At 56.7% G+C, this 17,859-nt stretch carries 15 protein-coding genes; 6 read left to right on the top strand and 9 right to left on the bottom strand.

The features are described 5' to 3' along the window. Position 1: 1 nt before the first annotated feature. Both FHS27_RS06870 and FHS27_RS06865 read right to left on the bottom strand, forming a co-directional pair. Positions 2-1,246, bottom strand: coding sequence for a DUF58 domain-containing protein (locus tag FHS27_RS06870; protein WP_184303479.1), 1,245 nt, complete (start codon positions 1,244-1,246; stop codon positions 2-4). A gap of 123 nt (positions 1,247-1,369) precedes the next feature. Further along, a complete protein-coding gene (locus tag FHS27_RS06865) occupies positions 1,370-3,907 on the bottom strand; it encodes a c-type cytochrome (RefSeq protein ID WP_184303477.1) in 2,538 nt (845 codons plus the stop codon). Positions 3,908-4,195: 288 nt separating this feature from the next. On the opposite strand from FHS27_RS06865, the gene FHS27_RS06860 reads away from it, so the two are divergent. After that, positions 4,196-4,612, top strand: coding sequence for a hypothetical protein (locus FHS27_RS06860; protein ID WP_184303475.1), 417 nt, complete (start codon positions 4,196-4,198; stop codon positions 4,610-4,612). A gap of 290 nt (positions 4,613-4,902) precedes the next feature. Here FHS27_RS06860 and FHS27_RS06855 read toward each other — a convergent pair whose 3' ends face one another. Next, positions 4,903-5,283, bottom strand: coding sequence for a hypothetical protein (locus tag FHS27_RS06855; RefSeq protein WP_184303473.1), 381 nt, complete (start codon positions 5,281-5,283; stop codon positions 4,903-4,905). Between the two features lie 441 nt (positions 5,284-5,724). Here FHS27_RS06855 and ffh point away from each other — a divergent pair, with 441 nt between their 5' ends. From ffh to FHS27_RS06830, 5 genes are all read left to right on the top strand, one after another. After that, positions 5,725-7,200, top strand: coding sequence for a signal recognition particle protein (gene ffh, locus FHS27_RS06850; protein WP_184303471.1), 1,476 nt, complete (start codon positions 5,725-5,727; stop codon positions 7,198-7,200). A 212-nt stretch (positions 7,201-7,412) separates the two neighbouring features. Further along, positions 7,413-7,832, top strand: a complete 420-nt coding sequence (rpsP, locus tag FHS27_RS06845) for a 30S ribosomal protein S16 (protein ID WP_221224946.1) — start codon at positions 7,413-7,415, stop codon at positions 7,830-7,832. Between the two features lie 57 nt (positions 7,833-7,889). Continuing rightward, positions 7,890-8,600, top strand: a complete 711-nt coding sequence (trmD, locus tag FHS27_RS06840; RefSeq protein ID WP_184303468.1) for a tRNA (guanosine(37)-N1)-methyltransferase TrmD — start codon at positions 7,890-7,892, stop codon at positions 8,598-8,600. Positions 8,601-8,715: 115 nt separating this feature from the next. Next, positions 8,716-9,069 carry a 50S ribosomal protein L19 gene (rplS, locus tag FHS27_RS06835; protein ID WP_009101563.1) on the top strand — a complete coding sequence of 118 codons (354 nt, stop codon included), beginning with the start codon at positions 8,716-8,718 and terminating at the stop codon, positions 9,067-9,069. Between the two features lie 137 nt (positions 9,070-9,206). Beyond that, positions 9,207-10,691: a YeiH family protein gene (locus FHS27_RS06830; RefSeq protein ID WP_184303466.1), complete on the top strand. Its 1,485-nt coding sequence runs from the start codon at positions 9,207-9,209 to the stop codon at positions 10,689-10,691. 24 nt (positions 10,692-10,715) lie between these two features. Here FHS27_RS06830 and FHS27_RS06825 read toward each other — a convergent pair whose 3' ends face one another. From FHS27_RS06825 to FHS27_RS06800, 6 genes are all read right to left on the bottom strand, one after another. Further along, positions 10,716-11,192 carry an ExbD/TolR family protein gene (locus tag FHS27_RS06825; protein ID WP_184303463.1) on the bottom strand — a complete coding sequence of 159 codons (477 nt, stop codon included), beginning with the start codon at positions 11,190-11,192 and terminating at the stop codon, positions 10,716-10,718. Beyond that, positions 11,189-11,662: an ExbD/TolR family protein gene (locus FHS27_RS06820; RefSeq protein WP_184303461.1), complete on the bottom strand. Its 474-nt coding sequence runs from the start codon at positions 11,660-11,662 to the stop codon at positions 11,189-11,191. Before FHS27_RS06820 ends, FHS27_RS06825 begins: the two co-directional genes overlap by 4 nt. A gap of 200 nt (positions 11,663-11,862) precedes the next feature. Continuing rightward, positions 11,863-12,402, bottom strand: coding sequence for an NUDIX hydrolase (locus FHS27_RS06815; RefSeq protein WP_184303458.1), 540 nt, complete (start codon positions 12,400-12,402; stop codon positions 11,863-11,865). 5 nt (positions 12,403-12,407) lie between these two features. Beyond that, positions 12,408-13,877: a transcriptional regulator gene (locus tag FHS27_RS06810; protein WP_184303456.1), complete on the bottom strand. Its 1,470-nt coding sequence runs from the start codon at positions 13,875-13,877 to the stop codon at positions 12,408-12,410. 293 nt (positions 13,878-14,170) lie between these two features. Further along, positions 14,171-16,057, bottom strand: coding sequence for a glutamine--tRNA ligase/YqeY domain fusion protein (locus FHS27_RS06805; protein WP_184303454.1), 1,887 nt, complete (start codon positions 16,055-16,057; stop codon positions 14,171-14,173). Positions 16,058-16,308: 251 nt separating this feature from the next. Then, positions 16,309-17,790: a PAS domain-containing sensor histidine kinase gene (locus tag FHS27_RS06800; RefSeq protein WP_184303451.1), complete on the bottom strand. Its 1,482-nt coding sequence runs from the start codon at positions 17,788-17,790 to the stop codon at positions 16,309-16,311. Positions 17,791-17,859: the final 69 nt, after the last annotated feature.

Here is a 17,859-nt window from a genome sequence, read left to right as displayed (position 1 = left end):
TTTATCCGGTTGTCTCGGAAACCTGTCGTGTGGAGTTCGCCATGTGTGTTTTCATCGCGGGACGCGGTGGTTTTTCTGCGCGGTCGATCTTTCGAATGTCTCGGTGCGTCACCCACCGCGTTCCAGGCGGGATGGTGATCGAGACGTTTTCGCGAGATTGGCACGACATGACTAGCAGCGAGTCGCCTCCAGACAACTGCATCTCTCGCGTCCAATCATCGAGGTCATGTGCGAGTGTCTCGCTCGGCGGTATCGGTTCCAACGTCGCAAGCGCGATCAGCAAATCGCTCGGGTCGCTTCCCGCTTCGCAGCGGAACGCTTGAAGGCGGTCGTCCTGCGTCACCCACAGTGTCACGGCGGCACCGTTTCGAGTCAGGGTTTCGATCGATGACGCGGCAATGGAAAGGATTCGCTCGAAAGGTTCGTGGGTATTTTCGTTGGTGCGAGACCACGAGCTGATTCGTCGGGTCCAGCGTTCGCGTGAACGGGGTTCGTCGTCGCAGACGTTGTTGACCCAGATGCTGATCGATCTCGCCGCCGGAGTGCTGAATTCACGCACGATCGGTTTGCCGAGTCGAGCCCAAGATGAAAAGTCCCAACGACGTACGGGGACACCTTCGCGATATTCGCAACTGCCGATGTAATGGATCTGTTCACCCTGTGAAATTCGAGTCGCAATCCCACGCAGAGTATTTTGGAGTGTACGCCAATGTTCGTCGTCTTCGCTCGACAGCGGTTTCGGTGTGACGGCAATTGTCGTGTTCGGGTCGACGTTGAGGTGCGTGCGAAACAGATAGAACGGAAAGAAACAATCGACTTCGATCACCGGCAAGGGGTGCAATCCGCGTCGTTGAAACGTCACATCCTTCAACGCTGACGTTTCCCCGCCGGGTGGCAACCAGTCGCAGCGTTGGTTGCGTTCGATCCAAAGGTCCATGCCCGGCCAGCGGCCTTGGTTAACGAGGTGCCCTGGGATTTGCGTGGACGTCCCCATCGGCAAACAACGGGGCGCGTTCACCGATGCGTGCAGTTGTGGTGCGGCGAGATAATTGATCGTTCGCCCCACGATGAACAGCGAAATGCACGTCGCGAACATGCCCGTCCAGGGGTATCCCCACACGATGTTCAGCGACACGATTCCGATCAGCAACAGTGAAACCGAAGCCCCTGTCATTGATCGCCGCAGTCCCATCACCCACCGCCATGGGTTGAGGAATCGTGCTGTCCGCGTGATCGCGTTTAGCATGAAATCATCTTCCTCGGTCCGGGACAGCGGGGCGACGCACTGAGATGCTCCGATGTGAGTAATGGGATTAGGGCGGTGGCGGTTTCGATATCGAGATCGCCGCTGCTTGAGTTCACCGTGCGGCTACTTCGCCGCGACCGGATCAGTGTAGAGGCGATGGTTTGCGTTTCCACCTGAACGAAGATAGGTCACCAAGTCGACGATCTCTTCTGCAGTCAGCGTGTCGAGCAATCCCGTCGGCATCATGCTAATTTTAGCTTCGAACGTTTCGGCGATGTCGTCACGGTTGAGTTTCGTCAGCGAAGATGGATCGAGCATGTTAGTTAACACGTTGAGTTCATTTCGATGCATGTTAATGACCCGGCCGGTGACGATTTCGCCGTCCTCGGTCAGGAACTGAGTCGCACTGTATTGATCGCTGATCACTTTGCTCGGTTCGATGATCGAAACGAGCAAGTCGTGAACGCTGAACTTTCCTCCTGCGCTCGTCAGGTCCGGTCCTAGGATACCACCTTGTAAACCCATCCGGTGGCATTTGAAGCATTGGGCGACGGCAAACATATCTTTGCCATTTTCGAAATCCGCTGGTCGGGTGGACGCGTTGACGACGCCTTCGAGTTCTTCGACGGTCCACTGTTTGACCATTGGGCGTGCTTCTGTTGGTTCTAAATCGTCCGTCACGATCGGAGGAGAGATCGACGAGGCCAGGCGTTCGCGGTCCGCGTCGCTCAGATGGCTGATGAATTCTTGTTTAATATTCTTCAGGAAACCTCCGAACGACATGCCGCCGCGAGCGGTTGCCATTTCATGGAACCATCCCAGGAGCCGTTTGCGTTTGTCGTCGTCCCATCCTTCGCTCGCCCCTCGCAGTGTCATGGCGTAATGGATTTGGCTTTCCTGGCTCGGTGATTCGAGCAATTTCGTCAGCACGCTCTCGGTCGATCCGGGGGCACGTAAGTAGACCAACATCATGGCGAGTTCACGGTCGAGTGAATCGGTGCCCGATGGGAACTGGCCGTCGAGTTTCTTAATCAGTGCGGCGCGTTGGTCATCGTTGAATTCACCCAGTCGCATGGTGACCAGTCCTGCGGCCCGCAGGAACGCGATTCGGTCGTCCGGCGTCAATGAGTCGAATGGCAGAGTTAGCAAACTGGCTGTTGCGGCGGCCTGATCGGTCGGTTTACCGCATCGTGCCAAGGCGATGATGCCGAGCGTTCGTGTACGAGGCGATTCCGCCGAAAGGATCGGTTGTTTCCAAAGTTCGACGTTGCGGTGTTCAAGGGCCACGCGAGCGGCGAAGCGAACGGAGCGGTCGTCATGGTCGAGATGTTCGATCGCCATCGAAACCGCTTCGTTCATTCCGCACGGCAATGCCTCGTCATCGACATGGAGCGATTCGAGTTGACCGCGGAGGACTCGCAACGAAGCGGCGTCGACTTTTTCGGCTGACAGATTGTCGTCAGGTTCGGAGTCCGATGGGGCATCGCCGGAGTAAAAGATGCGGTACAGGCCGCTCTGTGTTTCGCGGCCGCCAATGGTTAGGTACATCGCGCCGTCGTGGATCACCATGTCGGTCGCCGGGAGCGGAGCGGCGTTTGCAAACGTTTCGTAGGTTCCCGAATAGGTCGAACCGTCGTCATTTAGAAACACGGCATGGATGCTGCCGTAACTCCAGTCGGCAATGAACAGGGCATCGCGATACTTCGCCGGGAAGTTCGATCCGTATCCAAAACAGATACCAGTCGGTGAACCGGGGCCGATGTCAACGGCCGCACCGAAGGAATCCGGGTAGTAGGCAGGCCACTTGCCGGTTCCGTTTCGCCATCCGAATTCGGCGCCGCTGATCACGTGGTTAATACGAGTCGGTCGATACCAAGGCGTGCCGACGTCCCATTCCATGTCCGCGTCATAGGTAAACAGTTCGCCTTCGTGATTGAGTGCGATGTCGTAGGGGTTTCGGAATCCGGTGGCGATCAATTCGCGGTTACTGCCATCGGGATCGAGAGACATGATGAAGCCGCCGGGGGCCAGTCGGTTGGCGTTGTGTCCACGCGCGTCGGGCATCCGTCCGAGCAGGTGGTCCTCATCCCAATTACGTGGCACTCGGCTGTGCTCGATCGTTTCAGGCAACGTCGTGTTGTTGCCGGCGACCATCAAGATGCGTTTGCCATCGGGGGTGAGGATCAACCCGTGTGGGCCGTGTTCGGAGCCGCCATTGAGCGGCACGATATGTTCCTTGGTGTCGTATTGGTCATCGCCATCGGTGTCTGTTAACCGGTACAGGCCCGAAGGTTGGTTCCGTGAGTTCACATTGGCGTAGAGTGAACCGAACGCACACAGCAAACCTTGTGCACCTTCAAAGTCGATGTTGAGTTTCTCCACAACCGCATTGGGTTCAGACACGTCGATCCGAAACAGTCCACCGAGTTGGTCGCATGCGATCAATCGGCCCTGGGGATCAACGGTCAGGCTCACCCACGAGCCTTCGCTTTCAGGATCAACCTGATGAATCAGTTCCACTTCAAAACCCGCCGGTACTTTGAACTGATCCGGTGGCGTCACGCCGAGTCCTCCTGCTGAACTCAATCTCGCTGCAGTTGCTAGCAAGCAAAGGCTCACGATGACCGAGATGGATTTTGGATGCAGTGTGATTCGGTGCATGGCATAGGGCTCGGGGCAATGTGGTAGGAAGGGAACGAGGCGGGAGTGAGAAGTGCCAGTCTAGCTGGCGCTGCGGAGGAAGACTAACCATTGCCGCCGCCGATCACGAGTTTTGCGTTGCAATCGGTGCCGTGTGCGGGGCGCAAAAGATCATAAAAATGTTCACGTAGAGCCCAAGAACGCGGAAAAACACTTGCGAGACACATCGGCAGAGAATTACGATGGAGCTGACGCGGGACATTTACCGTCTTCTTTTCTTCATCCTGTATTGATGAGAGCACTGCTCAAATGATTCATTACACATGCGATCGTTGCCATCGTTCGATCGACACCGACGAAGGGCCACGGTATATCGTTCACATTGATGTTGAAGTCGTCGCGGTCGAACCTGTCTTGGATATCGAAGAAGAAGTGGTCGATTACTTGTCCGACCTCAACGACGCGCTCGAGCAAGAGTCCTTGGCGTCGGCGATTTGCGATGAAACAGACGAGCCACTCGATTATCTGCACGATGCGTTGTCACGCGGCGACGATATCGACCATCTCGATTCGGCGTTTTCGCCGTCACACCCAGCAGGAATGCTCGATGAGGACACCGATCCGATTCCACCGAGTTTCGATCTGTGTCCTCAGTGCTATGCGCAGTACATGAAGAACCCTCTCAGTCGTGAGCGATCGCTGAAGTTGCATTTCAGCAACAACTAGTCCGCGGCGAGACTCCAAGGACGCGGACTGATCGCAAATCGAACCGTGTCGCGGGGCGTCGGTTTGCCCCGTTGGTACCGTCCTCGCGGATTGGCGACACAAAAAACGCTTGCCTGGACGTAATCGCCAACGCGGTGGCGTCTGGGGGTGACGCCGTTTGAAGAGCTGGTTCGTTTGGCCTGTCGTGTTTGGCTGAGTTACGAAATCGAACTGGCCTGCCCATGCGTGTTGGCGCCACGTTGCCAACAGGATCGCGTCATGCCAGCAGAGTCGTTACGCCGACAGAATTGTTATGCTGACAGGGCGCTGTTCGGGCCGTTTTTGGGGAAGTTCATTTCGCTGAGCGATTTCGGGGTTAACCCGGCCGAGCGAAACAGGCGGCTGAGTGCGACCATCGTTTGGTGCCATTGCAGTAGCACTTCGGGGGTCCCCAGCGTGAGCGAGTCGTTTCGGTCGAATCCTTGTTCGCTGACCCGGATTTCCGGAGCGAGGGTCAGCAGGGCTTCGATTGCCAAATGAGCGTGGCGATCACCATCGCTGAGGTCCGCGTCGTCATAAATCCAAACATGAGACTGCATCGCCGAGTCGATCAGGTGCATCGCAGCGGCCTCGCTGTCGATGGCTTCGACGATGACGTTGCGGCTACCACATTGAACGTAAAACTTTGCCATGACGTTTTCTCTTCCGTGAAATTGCGAAGGGGGGATTCAGAGTGGCGGGCGGCATCACCGGGGATGCGGGGTGCCGTCTGCTCGACAGTGATAAGATCGCAGGGCCATGGACACGTTTGGTCACTTCACGGTTTTCGCCTGTGTTTTGGTGGGATTGGGGGGCAGGTTGCGTTTTTTGGGGGCTAGGAAGTCGCGGTGAGGGTTGGTGGTTGAGCGGGGGGCGGATGAGGAGCGTTTTGCCGCTTTGGGACGTGAATTGAGGTATCCGATGGGGCTTCGATTTGATTCCCGGGCCCCCTGCAGAGCCTCATTCTCCTAATCCCACCCCCGCGGGAAAACTTTTCAGTCCCCGCTCGGACGCTCTCCATTTACAAAACTGCACCGCGATGCGTAAACTGTCGGGCTTTCCGCTGTCTCTTGTGTTCTTTTTACACGCCGCCCGTGTTCGATTCCCTCTCCGAAGGATTGCAGTCCGCTTTCAAAAGTTTGTCCGGCAAGGGCAAACTGACCGAGAGCAATATGCGCGACGGTCTGAAAATCGTCGAAGAATCGCTGCTGGAATCGGACGTCAGCTACAGCGTCGTGAAAGATTTCATGTCGCATGTCAGCGACAAAGCACTCGGGAAGCGAGTTTTGCTGAGCCTGCGGCCTCAGGAAGAACTCGTCCGGATCGTTCACGAAGAGTTGGTCGAGACACTCGGCCCCGTGGACCCGTCGTTGCACCTGAATGCCGACCGGCCCACCATTTTGATGCTCTGCGGGTTGCAGGGTAGCGGGAAAACGACGACATGCGGCAAGCTGACTCAAATGCTCCGCGAGCAAAAGATTGAGCCCTTGCTCGTGGCAGCTGACTTGCAACGCCCTGCTGCTATTGAGCAGTTGAAGGTGATCGGCGAGCAACTCGGCGTGCCCGTCCATACCGAAACCGATCACCAAGACCCCGTCAAAGTCTGTCAAAACGGTGTCGCACGTGCGAAACGTGATGGCAACCGGGTCGTTATCTTGGACACGGCCGGACGACTCGCCATCGACGAAGAGTTGATGGCCCAGCTCAAGAAGATTGACCGTAAGGTCGGCCCGGATCAGGTTTACCTCGTCGTCGACGGGATGACCGGCCAAGACGCCGTCAATAGTGCCGGCGCATTCAACGACGCCCTCGAGCTCGACGGCGTGATTATGACCAAACTCGACGGCGACGCCCGTGGTGGTGCGTTGTTGTCGGTCAAACAGGTCACCGGCGTCCCAATCAAATTCATCGGAACCGGTGAGCGTTTTGACGCCCTCGAGCCGTTCCGTCCCGAAGGGATGGCCAGTCGCATCCTGCAAATGGGCGATATCGTCGCCGCGGCACGCGAAGCTCATCGGATCGTTGACGAGAGTGAGCGTGAATCGCTCGAAGAGAAAATGGCATCAGGCCAATTCTCGCTCGACGATTTCAAAAACATGATGCAGAAGATCACCCAGCCCGGCCTGATGGGGCGGATGATGAGTCTGATGCCTGGAATGGGCCAGTTCAAAGACGCGATGGAGAGTGCCGAGGCCGGTGGCCAGATGAAGCAAATCATCGGGGCGATCAACTCGATGACTCCCGCTGAACGCAAGAATCCAAAAATCATCGACGCGGCCCGTCGGACTCGGATCGCCGCTGGTGCCGGGGTTCAGTCGTCCTCGATCACTCAGTTGATCAAGCAGTTCGACACGATGAAGCCGTTGATGCAAATGATGGCTGGCAAGGGCGGTGGCGATCGCATGGCGATGCTCCGGCAATTGCAGTCCAGTGGTGCCTTGACCGATCCGAGTATGGGCGGCGCCAAAGTAAAACAATCGACAGGAAAGCGATTGTCGCCCGCCGAACGGGCAAAACAACGCAAGGAGCGTGACAAACTCAAACGCAAGATGAAACGAAAAGGCCGCTGAGTATGATCACCTCTCTTATGACTCAAACGATGGGTTCGCCTCATCGACGCGGCTCTTGAGCCCGCTGGACGAGTCACACTCCTGAGCGAGGGACAGGCGTCCCAGGATCCGACGCCGACCCCACTCTCACGATGACGTTTTTAATCAACCAACCGAACCAATCTACGCTAATTTTTTTTGGAGACCCCACCGAGATGGCAGTCAAAATCCGCATGAAGAAAATGGGACGCACCCACCGTCCTTTCTTTCGTGTATGTGCAATGGACCAACGTAAACCGCGTGACGGACGCGTGATCGAAGAACTCGGTGTCTACGATCCGATGTGTCCCGAAACCGATGCACGCGCACAACTCAAAGGCGATCGCATCGATTACTGGTTGAGCGTCGGTGCTCAGCCATCGGAAAAGTGCGCCACACTGATCAAAAAGTACGGCACAACCGGTACTCATCTCGACGCCCAACGTGAGGCTCTCGAGCGTCTCGGTCGTCGCAAAGACTACACGCCGGCTCCCGTGACCGCGTCGCCTCAGCCGAAGGCCGAAGAGCCTAAAGCCGAAGCCGCACCTGCTGAAGAAGCTCCCGCGGAAGAACCTGCTGCTGAAGCGGCTACCGAAGAAACCGCTTCCGAATGATATCCGTCGCCGGAGTCGTGAAGACTTTGGCCCCACCACTCGCCGAGCCCATGCCCCGTGAGGATTGACGTTGTAACCCTGTTTCCCGCGATTTTCGACGGTTACCTGACGCAAAGTTTATTGCACAAGGCGATCGTTCGCGGACTGGTTGATATCCAACGTCATGATTTGAGGAATTGGGCCGAGAATGTGCCGCATCGCAAAGTCGATGATCGTCCATTCGGCGGTGGCCCGGGAATGTTGATTCAAGTCGAACCAACGGTGAGTTGTGTTCGCGAAGTCGAGTCAGAAATTTTGAGCGAAGGGGATCAGCCCCCGGTGCGAAAGATCCTGCTCACCCCGCAAGGCAAACGTTTCGACCAACGACTCGCAGAAGACATTGCGACGAGCGAACGGATCATGTTGCTCTGCGGCCGTTACGAAGGTTTTGATCAACGGGTCCATGACATTTTGGAGCCGGAAGAAATTAGCGTAGGTGACTTTGTCCTCAACGGAGGCGAGGTCGCTGCAATGACCATCATCGACGCCGTGGTTCGGTTGATTCCCGGAGTTCTCGGTGATGAAAATAGCCATCAGGATGATTCGTTCAGCCGTGGAAATCGGTTGTTAGAATTTCCGCAGTACACACGTCCTCGTGAATTCGAAGGTCACTTCGTTCCCGAGGTATTGCTCAGTGGAGATCACGCGGCCATCGCCGCGTGGCGTGCCGAGCAAACACAGATTCGAACGAAGGCCCGTCGCAGCGACCTGCTCGATGAGCCGAAATAACCGGGAGCGAATGCTCTCGGACGCTGCTTTGAGCGAAGGCTCGGGCGGTAACCAGCGACACGCTGAACGAACCTAACAAACATCCATCCACCCCGAAACGATACGAGAGAGCGTCATGAGCAATGCCATCATGGACATGGTCAATAAGGCCAACCAAAAAGAAGAAACCCCCAAATTCGACATCGGTGACACCGTCGATGTGCACACCAAGATCCTCGAAGGCGCCAAAGAACGCATCCAAGTGTTCAGTGGCGTTGTGATCGGTCGTTCGGGCAAGGGATCCCAAGAAATGTTCATGGTTCGCCGCATCGTTGCAGGCGAAGGTGTGGAACGTAAGTTCCCAGTGCACAGCCCACGCATCGACAAGATCGAAGTCAAACGCAGTGGCGTTACCCGTCGCGCTAAGTTGTACTTCTTGCGTGACCGAGTTGGTAAGGCAGTTCGCCTGAAAGAACGTCGCCGCGTCTAGTCGATTCGTGACGAGGGCACGTGAGGCGTGGCCCTGGTTCGAATTGTGACGCACAACATCGAGGACCGGCGAATTGATCAACCGATCCTTTCGCCTTCCCTCCTTTAATCTGTGCACGACGCACCACGTTGAACACCATGAGTGAATCCGCCGACGAATCAATGGTTGTCGAACCCGCTTCTCCGGAGCGGGTTTCTTTTTGGACCGAGGACCTGCTCGCCATTGTGATCGGGTGGACGATCCTGGTGGTCTCGTTGGCCTGCGTTCGGTTCGTCACTCCTGTATCAGAGTCTCAGGCATTGGATGCTCAGGCATTGGATGCGGCCACGGTCGCTGCGGTGGAGCCCGCAACGGAGGCGGAGAGCGTTCTCGCGCCGTGGGTTGGCAAGCCAAAGCGGTGGTACTCCAATCCGATGGATGCGTTTCGCAAAGAAGGGAAATCGGACGACTCGCAGCCTGTCTTCGCGCCGGAGTTGTCGCGTTTGAGCGGCGTGGTCGGCGCGGCGTTGATTATTGGTGGGCTTTTCACGCTCACCCTGATGTTGACCGGCGGGCGCGGCCACGAGTTTTTGATCGGATTCCCCGCTGTCTTCTTGCTGGGATTACTCGCCTATGTGATGGCTGGCCAAGCCGTCGTGAGTGCCTACAACCTTGAATACGCTCTGTGGGCTCTGCTCGTCGGGCTCGTTATCAGCAACACCGTTGGCGTTCCTCAGTGGATTCGGGGGGCCGCGAGAACCGAGTTCTACATCAAGACCGGGTTGGTGCTGCTCGGGAGTGAGATTTTGATGAGTCGCCTGCTCGCGCTCGGGTTGCCGGGGGTGTTTGTCGCGTGGGTGGTGACGCCCATCGTTTTGATCACGACGTTTTGGTTCGGCCAAAAAGTGCTTAAGATCAAATCGCCGACGCTCAACATGGTAATCTCGGCCGACATGTCCGTGTGCGGTGTCTCGGCGGCGATCGCGTCGGCGGCCGCGTGTCGGGCCAAGAAAGAAGAGTTGTCTCTCGCGATCGGAATGTCGCTCTCGTTCACCGTCATCATGATGGTCGTGATGCCAATGGTGATCCGGTTTACGGGAATGGACGAGGTGCTCGGTGGGGCATGGATGGGCGGCACGATTGACTCGACCGGCGCGGTTGCTGCGGCGGGTGAATTCCTCGGGGATCGCGCACTCGAGGTCGCCGCGACAATCAAGATGATTCAGAACATTTTGATCGGCGTCGTTGCGTTTGGGATCGCGGTGTTTTGGACGACGTACATGGATCGAGATCCCGCGGCAAAGACCAGTGTCGGTTGGTCAGAGATTTGGTTGCGATTTCCCAAGTTCATTTTGGGCTTCATTGCCGCGTCGGTCGCGTTCTCTTTGATTGCCGGTTTGCTCAGCGACGGTGCGTTGTGGACGTCGGCTTCGATCGGTGTCACGAAAGGATTGCGAGGTTGGTTGTTCTGTCTCGCGTTCGTGAGCATCGGGTTGGAAACGAATTATGCCGCGATCAAAGACAATCTGAGTGGTGGCAAGCCGCTGTTGTTGTACGTCTGCGGTCAATCGTTGAATCTGGTCCTGACGCTCGCGATGGCGTATCTGATGTTCAAGGTCGTGTTCGCCGAATCGGGAATGTAGCCCGGTTCGATGGCGGCGAGTTCGTTACGCTGATTCAATCGCGAACAACACGTTCGCGAAGCCTTGTTGCCGTGCCGCGTCGAAGACGTCAATGCAATCGGCGGCGGTGACGGAATCGTCCGGATCGATGATGACGATCGCGCTTTTGTTGATGGCCGCCATCGCGGCGAGTTTCTCACGAGCGGTGGCGAGATCGGTGATCGTAATCGCACCGATCTGATAGCTGAGTCCGCGGTCATTCGCAATAATGCGAATGATGACTTCATCGCGTCGGTCTTCGGTGAGTAGGGATTCGGTTCGGGGGGAATCCGATTCGATTCCAGATGCATCGATCGCTTCGGCAGCTTTGGCGGGCATCGCGATTCTGCTCGCGAGTTCGGTTTCCGGTTTGTCGAAACTGCTCGTCCAAACGAAGAACACGAGCAATAAGAACACGACGTCGATCATCGAGGTCATCGCGAGATCGTCGTTGCCGGATTCGTTTCTCGCGGGGGCCTTCATGGCGCTGTCCCACCGGCGGTCGAGTTGCCTGAGTTTGGATTGACGACGATCGAAACGTCTCGAATCTGAAGGCTCGCGATTTCCTTTAGAACAGGTTCGATCTTTCCGTAGGGGACAGATTGGTCGATTCGCAGACGAACCTGGGTGGGCCGGTTCGCGGTTGATTCATCGCGCCCGTTTACCCAGTCCCGAATGCGGTCGGGAAGTTCGGTCATCGAGATTACTTCCCCGCCGAAGTATATTTTTGAGTTCGCGTCGAGGGTAAGAGTCAGTGGGCCCGCCTCTGAATCCGGCAGCCTGCCAGTCCCTGCGCTCGCGAGGGTTACGGGGTGCCGATTTTCTTGGCGAGAAAGATGGCTCGAGACGAGAAAGAAGATGATCAACAAAAAGACGATGTCGATCATTGGTGTCATCGAAATGCGGTCTTGCCCGCGTCGCGAATTCGATCGGTTCGATGACGGTGATCTCACGAGAAGGCTCAGTGACGTTTCGCGATTAAAGTTGGGAGAAGAGCGGCGAGATGCGAAATCTCGTTCCGTTTTTCAATCATAACCCGACGCACGACGATGCGAAACGGAACGCGGCATGCTGGATCGCCGCAGGTTGTTTTATGGGGACGCCGTAAACACGTCGAATTTTCTGGAATGGCGATTTTGGTGTTGATCGCCAGCTATGACCGTTCGGAGAGCCATCGTTCGATCGCGATTCGGTTGGACTCGAACGCCATGTCGTTGAGGATTTCGGGGCCGGGGATGCACCATTGGTATTCGCACAATTCGCTCGGAGCGAGTTGAACGTTGTTCGATGATTCGACTCGGCACATGTAGAACAGATCAATTACCTGAGCGGTCACCCCGTGGTGGGTGTATTGGTTGGGACCCGTCATCAGTAGTTCGCACTCGCAAACTTTGAGCTGAGTCTCTTCGAGGACTTCCCTCGCGAGTGCTTCCTCGACCGTTTCGTCGCGATCAACAAAACCGCCCGGCAGCCCCCATTGGTTCTTGCCGGGGTCGCGTGCTCGGCGGACGACCAGCAGTCGATCCTGCTCATCTAGTACGAGTCCGCCGACGGCAGCAACCGGACCGAAGTAGAACGCAAAATCGCACTCGGCGCAGTGGAACGGGATCGAGCCGGTGTTGGTGTTCGCGGTACCGCATCGTGGGCAATAGTGGAACGCGTCTTCGAGCGGTTGGGAGATAGGAGATGCCACGCAATTTAACCAACTGTAGTATCGAAACGAGAAACCGAACCGTCGTGAAACTGTGCCGCGCGGATCACGCCGGCGCCTTGGAAGCCCGCGCTAAGGCGACGAAGTTCTTCCTCCGAGGCGATCACGCCCATGCCGAGAGACTCAACGTCGGCATCGGCCAGTCCGCTGTGTAGGAGCACTCGGTAGCTCGCTAGCAATCCGGCGAGTTTTTTCGCGAGTACTCGGTCCATGCTCCAGTTTGCGTATTCTCCGGCCGAGGCGGCATCCGTTTCGGCGAGAGACGATTCGGCTTCATCATTGCGGTCGCCATCTTCGGTTTGGTCGGCTTCGTCACTGAAGTCATCCTGGTACTGATCGGCGAGCGCGGCGGCGAGTTCGTCGGGCGTGTCGTGTTCGTCATCAGGATCCGCGGATTGTTCGCTGCTCTTGGTGAGTTCCTTCGTCCAGTCCCGGCCCGGCGTTTCGTTGACGCGTGACCAAACGACGATCGTTCCGTCGCCCTCGATGTGCCGACTCGCGGCGATGACGGCACGTGCCACGTTGGACCATGTTTGAACGTTGGCATCGCCATCGAGGGCCGCGACGATGAGTTCGGAACGCGGGCGAGTTTCGCTTTCGTTGGTATCACTTCCTTTTTCGGAATGGAGTGTGTCGAGTTCGTCACGAATCGCGTCTGGTGTGCCCGTTAAAATACGGGCAACGCTGCCTGCGGCGTCGGCGGAAACCATCATCAGCAACTGCACGCCGAGCAACCATCCGATTTCGTTCGCCGTGCCCTCTGACGTTTGGCGGCTCGACGTGTTCTGGAATCGATGCATCGTCGATGCGTCGGCAAACATTGGGAAGACACCGGTTTTGTCGAGACGTTCGATCGCGTCGACGGCGCGGGCAGCCACAATCGGAATCGTGAAATCAGCATCCACCAAATCGCGAGCCAGGTAGATCGCTTCGGCGTCAGCATCGGCAGCGACGTAACGCAGCTCTCGCCGGTCTCGGGCGGCATGACGACTCACTGAGATTGGCATCTCGCCCGTTGCGGGGGCCGGCGAAGTCGTATCCGTATCTTCGTCGCTGTCTTTAATGTTGTGGAAACGCGTTGCCAGCGATTCGTAGCACGCGTCAGACGCTTCGGGCCAAAGGACAATGCTGACACGTCCTGCCTCGCACGCGCGGGCCACCTGGATCACGCCCTCGAGTACTTCGGCGACACGTGGCACGTTCGGGTCTACCGCTAACGCAACATGATCTCCCGCGAGCACCGCGTCACTAATCGATGGGTAGTCGACTGGCGCCTGGAGAGAAATCTCAGCCAGGCGGGTGATCGCTTCCGCGGAATCGTCGCGTGGTGCGGAGCGATACTCGATCGGACCTGCGATCGAAACGGGACGCAGTTCCCACATCTCTCCGGGCACGGCGTGTCGGTAGTCCGCAGCAGCAACGACCGGCAGCGAGATGTTTGGTTTGGAGGAAGGCATGTGTGTCGATTGTGATGGAGGTCGTTGAAAGTGGTTTGGCACCGTGGTGCTCGCGGCGGGCCGTGCCGGGTGTTTAGCACGCGGTGTCGCTTTGCGGGCAAACGAGTATGCTCGCGGTAGTCGCATGGCCGCGGATTTGCGGTGAAGGTTCGCTCAGGCAGTGAACGGCGTTGAAAGGGCATTGCGTTGATCCAGTGTGTTGGAAGAACGCATTGCAAAACGATGACGGGGTATCGGACGCAAAATCGCACGCGGGAGTGCCCCGCGATCACGGCTTGTTGTTCGTAGGCCGCTTACGATTGCTTCTTGCCTTTGTCGTTGTTGTTTCCTTTGCCGTTTCCCTGACCTTTGCAATTGGCTTGGCCTTTGCCTTTACCTTTGGCGTTCGCTGGGCTGTTTGCGTTCGCTTGCCCGCCGCCGTCTTTGCTAGCGATTTTGGCCCAGGTGTCACGCAGTCCTACGATCCGGTTGAACACCATTTCGTCGTCCCGGCTGTCCTGGTCGACGACGTAGTAGCCGAGTCGTTCGAACTGAACGCGGTCACCCACTTTGGCTTCGCGCAGAGCCGGTTCCACGAACGCGGTTGTCGTCGACAGCGAGTCTGGGTTGAGGTGATCTAGGAAGGTCTTGCCTTCCGCAACGCTGTCGGGATTCTCGACCGAGAACAACCGGTCGTAGTTTCGCACCGTAACTTCGGCGGCATGTTCGCAGCTCACCCAGTGGATCGTGCCTTTGACCTTGCGGCCCGACGTGTCCTCGCCGCTCTTCGTTTGTGGGTCGTACGTACACAGGATCTCGATGACATTCCCGTCGGCGTCTTTAACGACGTCGTGGCAGTCAACGATGTAGCCGGCCCGCAAACGTACTGCGCCACCTTTTTTCAAGCGGAAAAATTTTCGAGGTGCTTCTTCCTTGAAGTCGTCTCGTTCGATCCACAACGATCCGGAAAACGGGATCTCGCGACTGCCGGCGGATTCATCGCCGGGGTTGTTCACGGCCGACATCATCTCGACAGGCGATCCGTGTTCGTCCCAGTTCGTGATGGTCAGTTTGACGGGGTCGAGGACCGCCATTCGCCGCGGTGCGACGTCGTTAAGGTGTTCGCGAACGGCGTTTTCCAATCGGACAACGTCAATGGTGCTGTTGAATTTCGCAACGCCGATGTCGGCGCAGAACGCACGGATCGATTCGGGCGTGTAGCCACGGCGGCGCAGGCCGACGATCGTTGGCATTCGTGGATCATCCCAACCCGAAACGTGCTTCTCCTGAACGAGTTGCAAGAGTTTGCGTTTGCTCATCACGGTATATGTGATGTTCAGCCGGGCGAATTCGATTTGGCGGGGGTGGTGGATTTCGAGTTTGTCGCAATACCAATCGTAGAGCGGTCGGTGGTGTTCGAACTCGAGCGTGCAGATCGAGAAGGTGATCTTCTCGATCGAGTCACTTTGTCCGTGCGCCCAATCGTACATCGGATAGATGCACCATTGATCGCCTGTCCGATGGTGAGGCACGTGCGCGATTCGGTACATCACGGGATCACGCAAATTGATGTTCGGGTTCGCCATGTCGATCTTGGCACGCAGAGTCTTGGCGCCGTCGGGGAACTCGCCCGCTTTCATCCGCCGTAGCAGGTCCAGGTTTTCTTCCGGTGTGTTGCTTCGTCCGGGGCTCTCGCGCCCGGCTTCGGTCAGCGTGCCTCGGTATTCGCGGGTTTGTTCGGCGGTAAGATCGCAGACGTACGCATGACCGTCGGTCACGAGTTTCTCCGCCCACTGATAGAGTTGCTCGAAATAGTCGCTCGCGAAGTGCAGGTTGTCCCATTGAAAACCGAGCCAGCGGACGTCTTCTTGGATCGAGTCAACGTACTCGGTGTCTTCCTTGGATGGATTCGTGTCGTCGAAACGAAGGTTGCACGTCCCGCCGAGGTCTTTTGCCAAACCAAAGTTGAGGCAGATACTTTTGGCGTGGCCGATGTGCAGATACCCGTTCGGCTCAGGTGGAAAACGGGTGCGAACGGCGTCGAATCGTCCTGAAGCGAGATCCGAGTCGATGGCTTGTCGGATGAAGTGCCGGTGGGCTTTGTCTGGATTAGGGTTTGAATCATCGCCGCCTGACGAATCGGCGGCGTTTTTTGGATCGGCAGCGTTTGGGGAATCGTCAGGGCGAGGGGAAGCGTTCACGGCAGGAATGGGCCTCGGGAGCGGATGAGTCAAAATGAATGAAACGACAATTGTGACCTGTCGAGCCGTTTAGGGGTAGCGGAACTGGACGCGGGTTTTTCCCACGCCATTCTCGCTGTCCAAGGCCGCGATGAATGTCGAATCCGGGAGCAAATCGCCACAGTGCATCCGCGCAGTCGCAGTGATCCGAGCCATCGGGCGATTTCGAAATCGAGATCGATCTAGACGGTCAGCCACGTCAGGGTATCAAATCAGTTGAGGTCTTCGAAACTGATGACTTTTGGCCACGTGAATCGGAATTCGCTGCCGCGTGGGGAGACGTTGTGGATCTCGATTTGACCACCCGTCGTTTGCACCAGCTTTTGCACGATGGTGAGACCGAGTCCGGAGCCCTCGTCGCCGTTTTCCTGATGCAGCTTTTGGAAGATCTCAAAGACCTTCGCGTGGTACTTGCTTTCGATCCCAGGTCCATCGTCAGTCACGCTGAAGATCAGTTCGTTCTCCGTCTCCGTGTACGTGATCTTCACAGTGCCCGAGTCGCGGTCATGATGTTTGACCGCGTTGTCGATCAGGTTTTGGAACACACGCTGAAGTGGTTCGCGGACGGTCATCCATGAGAAGTCTTTCTCCGGCAGCACGATTTCAAAGTTTGGTGGAACGTCGGCGAGTTCGACGGCATCGGTGAGCACCTCGAGCAGTTCAACGCTTCGCTGCATGTGGTTGCGGTTGCCCACGCGTGAGTACTCGAGCAGTCCCGACAACAACGCGTCCATCCGTTCGACTTGATCCTGCATCTTCCTTAGATGTTCGAGGACGTTATCAGGTAGTTCGACCTTGGCATCGGCGGCGTCCTCACGGACCCAATTGGTGAGGTGGATCAATCCTCGCAGCGGGGCACGCAGGTCATGTGACGCCACATAAGCAAATTGTTCGAGGTCCCGATTACTGCGCGCGAGGGACTTCGAAACCGCCTCGCTTCGTCGCAGCATCTTGCGGACTTCTTCTTCGATCAATTTTTGATCTGTGATGTCGATCTGCGTACCCACCATGCGAATCTGGTTACCCGCCGAATCGTGGACAAATTGCCCTCTGGACTCAAACCAGCGGTACTCCCCATCGGTGTGACGCAATCGATACACGTTGAGGTATTCGTCTGATTTGCCTGACTGAAAATCCTCCAGGCAGCCGACCGCAGTGTCGTAATCATCGGGGTGCAAACCGCTTTTCCAAACGTCGACGTTCCATTCCACATCGGTATCGTGGCCGAGTTGATTGTGGAGTTCCGGCGAGATGTACACGTTGCCCGATTTGAGATCCAAGTCCCAAAAGGCGACTTTCGCAGATTTGATTGCCAACAGAAGTTGTTGTCGATCGCGTTGGTTTTCGGACAGGTCGTATGTGTGAACGATCAGGAACGGTTGGTCCGCGGCCTCCTCGTTGTAACTCACATTGACGAGTACCGGGAATTCATTGCCCTCACGGTCTCGATGCGTCGATTCGTGATGGACTCGTTTGAGTTTCCGGAATTTCTCCCATGTGTCTTTCCATGAGATGTTTTCATACCGGGGCGTGACGTCGAAAACTTTCATCTTCGACATTTCTTCGCGGGAGTATTTCAGCGACTCGCACGCGTGTTTGTTGACGTAGAAAAACGACCCGTCTTCGAGGATCAGAAAAACCGAGTGAGATAATTCGTTGGTTATCTCTTGCCAATTCAGAGTTTTTGTCAACATCAGGCTGGGTTCCGAGAGGTGGTCGTCCTTGATTCAATCACCGGCCCGTAATGTACCACGCGAGATTCA

The organism is Aporhodopirellula rubra (assembly GCF_014192335.1).
In the GTDB taxonomy this organism is placed as follows: Bacteria; Planctomycetota; Planctomycetia; order Pirellulales; family Pirellulaceae; genus Rhodopirellula; species Rhodopirellula rubra.
Note: the sequence above shows the minus strand (reverse complement) of the source record. Positions and strands in the feature narration are given on the sequence as shown.

Coding starts and splice junctions, on each gene's coding strand:
- FHS27_RS06870 (WP_184303479.1), bottom strand. CDS start 1,246: ATGCTAAACGCGATCACGCGGACAGCACGATTCCTCAACCCATGGCGG.
- FHS27_RS06865 (WP_184303477.1), bottom strand. CDS start 3,907: ATGCACCGAATCACACTGCATCCAAAATCCATCTCGGTCATCGTGAGC.
- FHS27_RS06860 (WP_184303475.1), top strand. CDS start 4,196: ATGATTCATTACACATGCGATCGTTGCCATCGTTCGATCGACACCGAC.
- FHS27_RS06855 (WP_184303473.1), bottom strand. CDS start 5,283: ATGGCAAAGTTTTACGTTCAATGTGGTAGCCGCAACGTCATCGTCGAA.
- rpsP (WP_221224946.1), top strand. CDS start 7,413: ATGAAGAAAATGGGACGCACCCACCGTCCTTTCTTTCGTGTATGTGCA.
- rplS (WP_009101563.1), top strand. CDS start 8,716: ATGAGCAATGCCATCATGGACATGGTCAATAAGGCCAACCAAAAAGAA.
- FHS27_RS06830 (WP_184303466.1), top strand. CDS start 9,207: ATGAGTGAATCCGCCGACGAATCAATGGTTGTCGAACCCGCTTCTCCG.
- FHS27_RS06825 (WP_184303463.1), bottom strand. CDS start 11,192: ATGAAGGCCCCCGCGAGAAACGAATCCGGCAACGACGATCTCGCGATG.
- FHS27_RS06810 (WP_184303456.1), bottom strand. CDS start 13,877: ATGCCTTCCTCCAAACCAAACATCTCGCTGCCGGTCGTTGCTGCTGCG.
- FHS27_RS06800 (WP_184303451.1), bottom strand. CDS start 17,790: ATGTTGACAAAAACTCTGAATTGGCAAGAGATAACCAACGAATTATCT.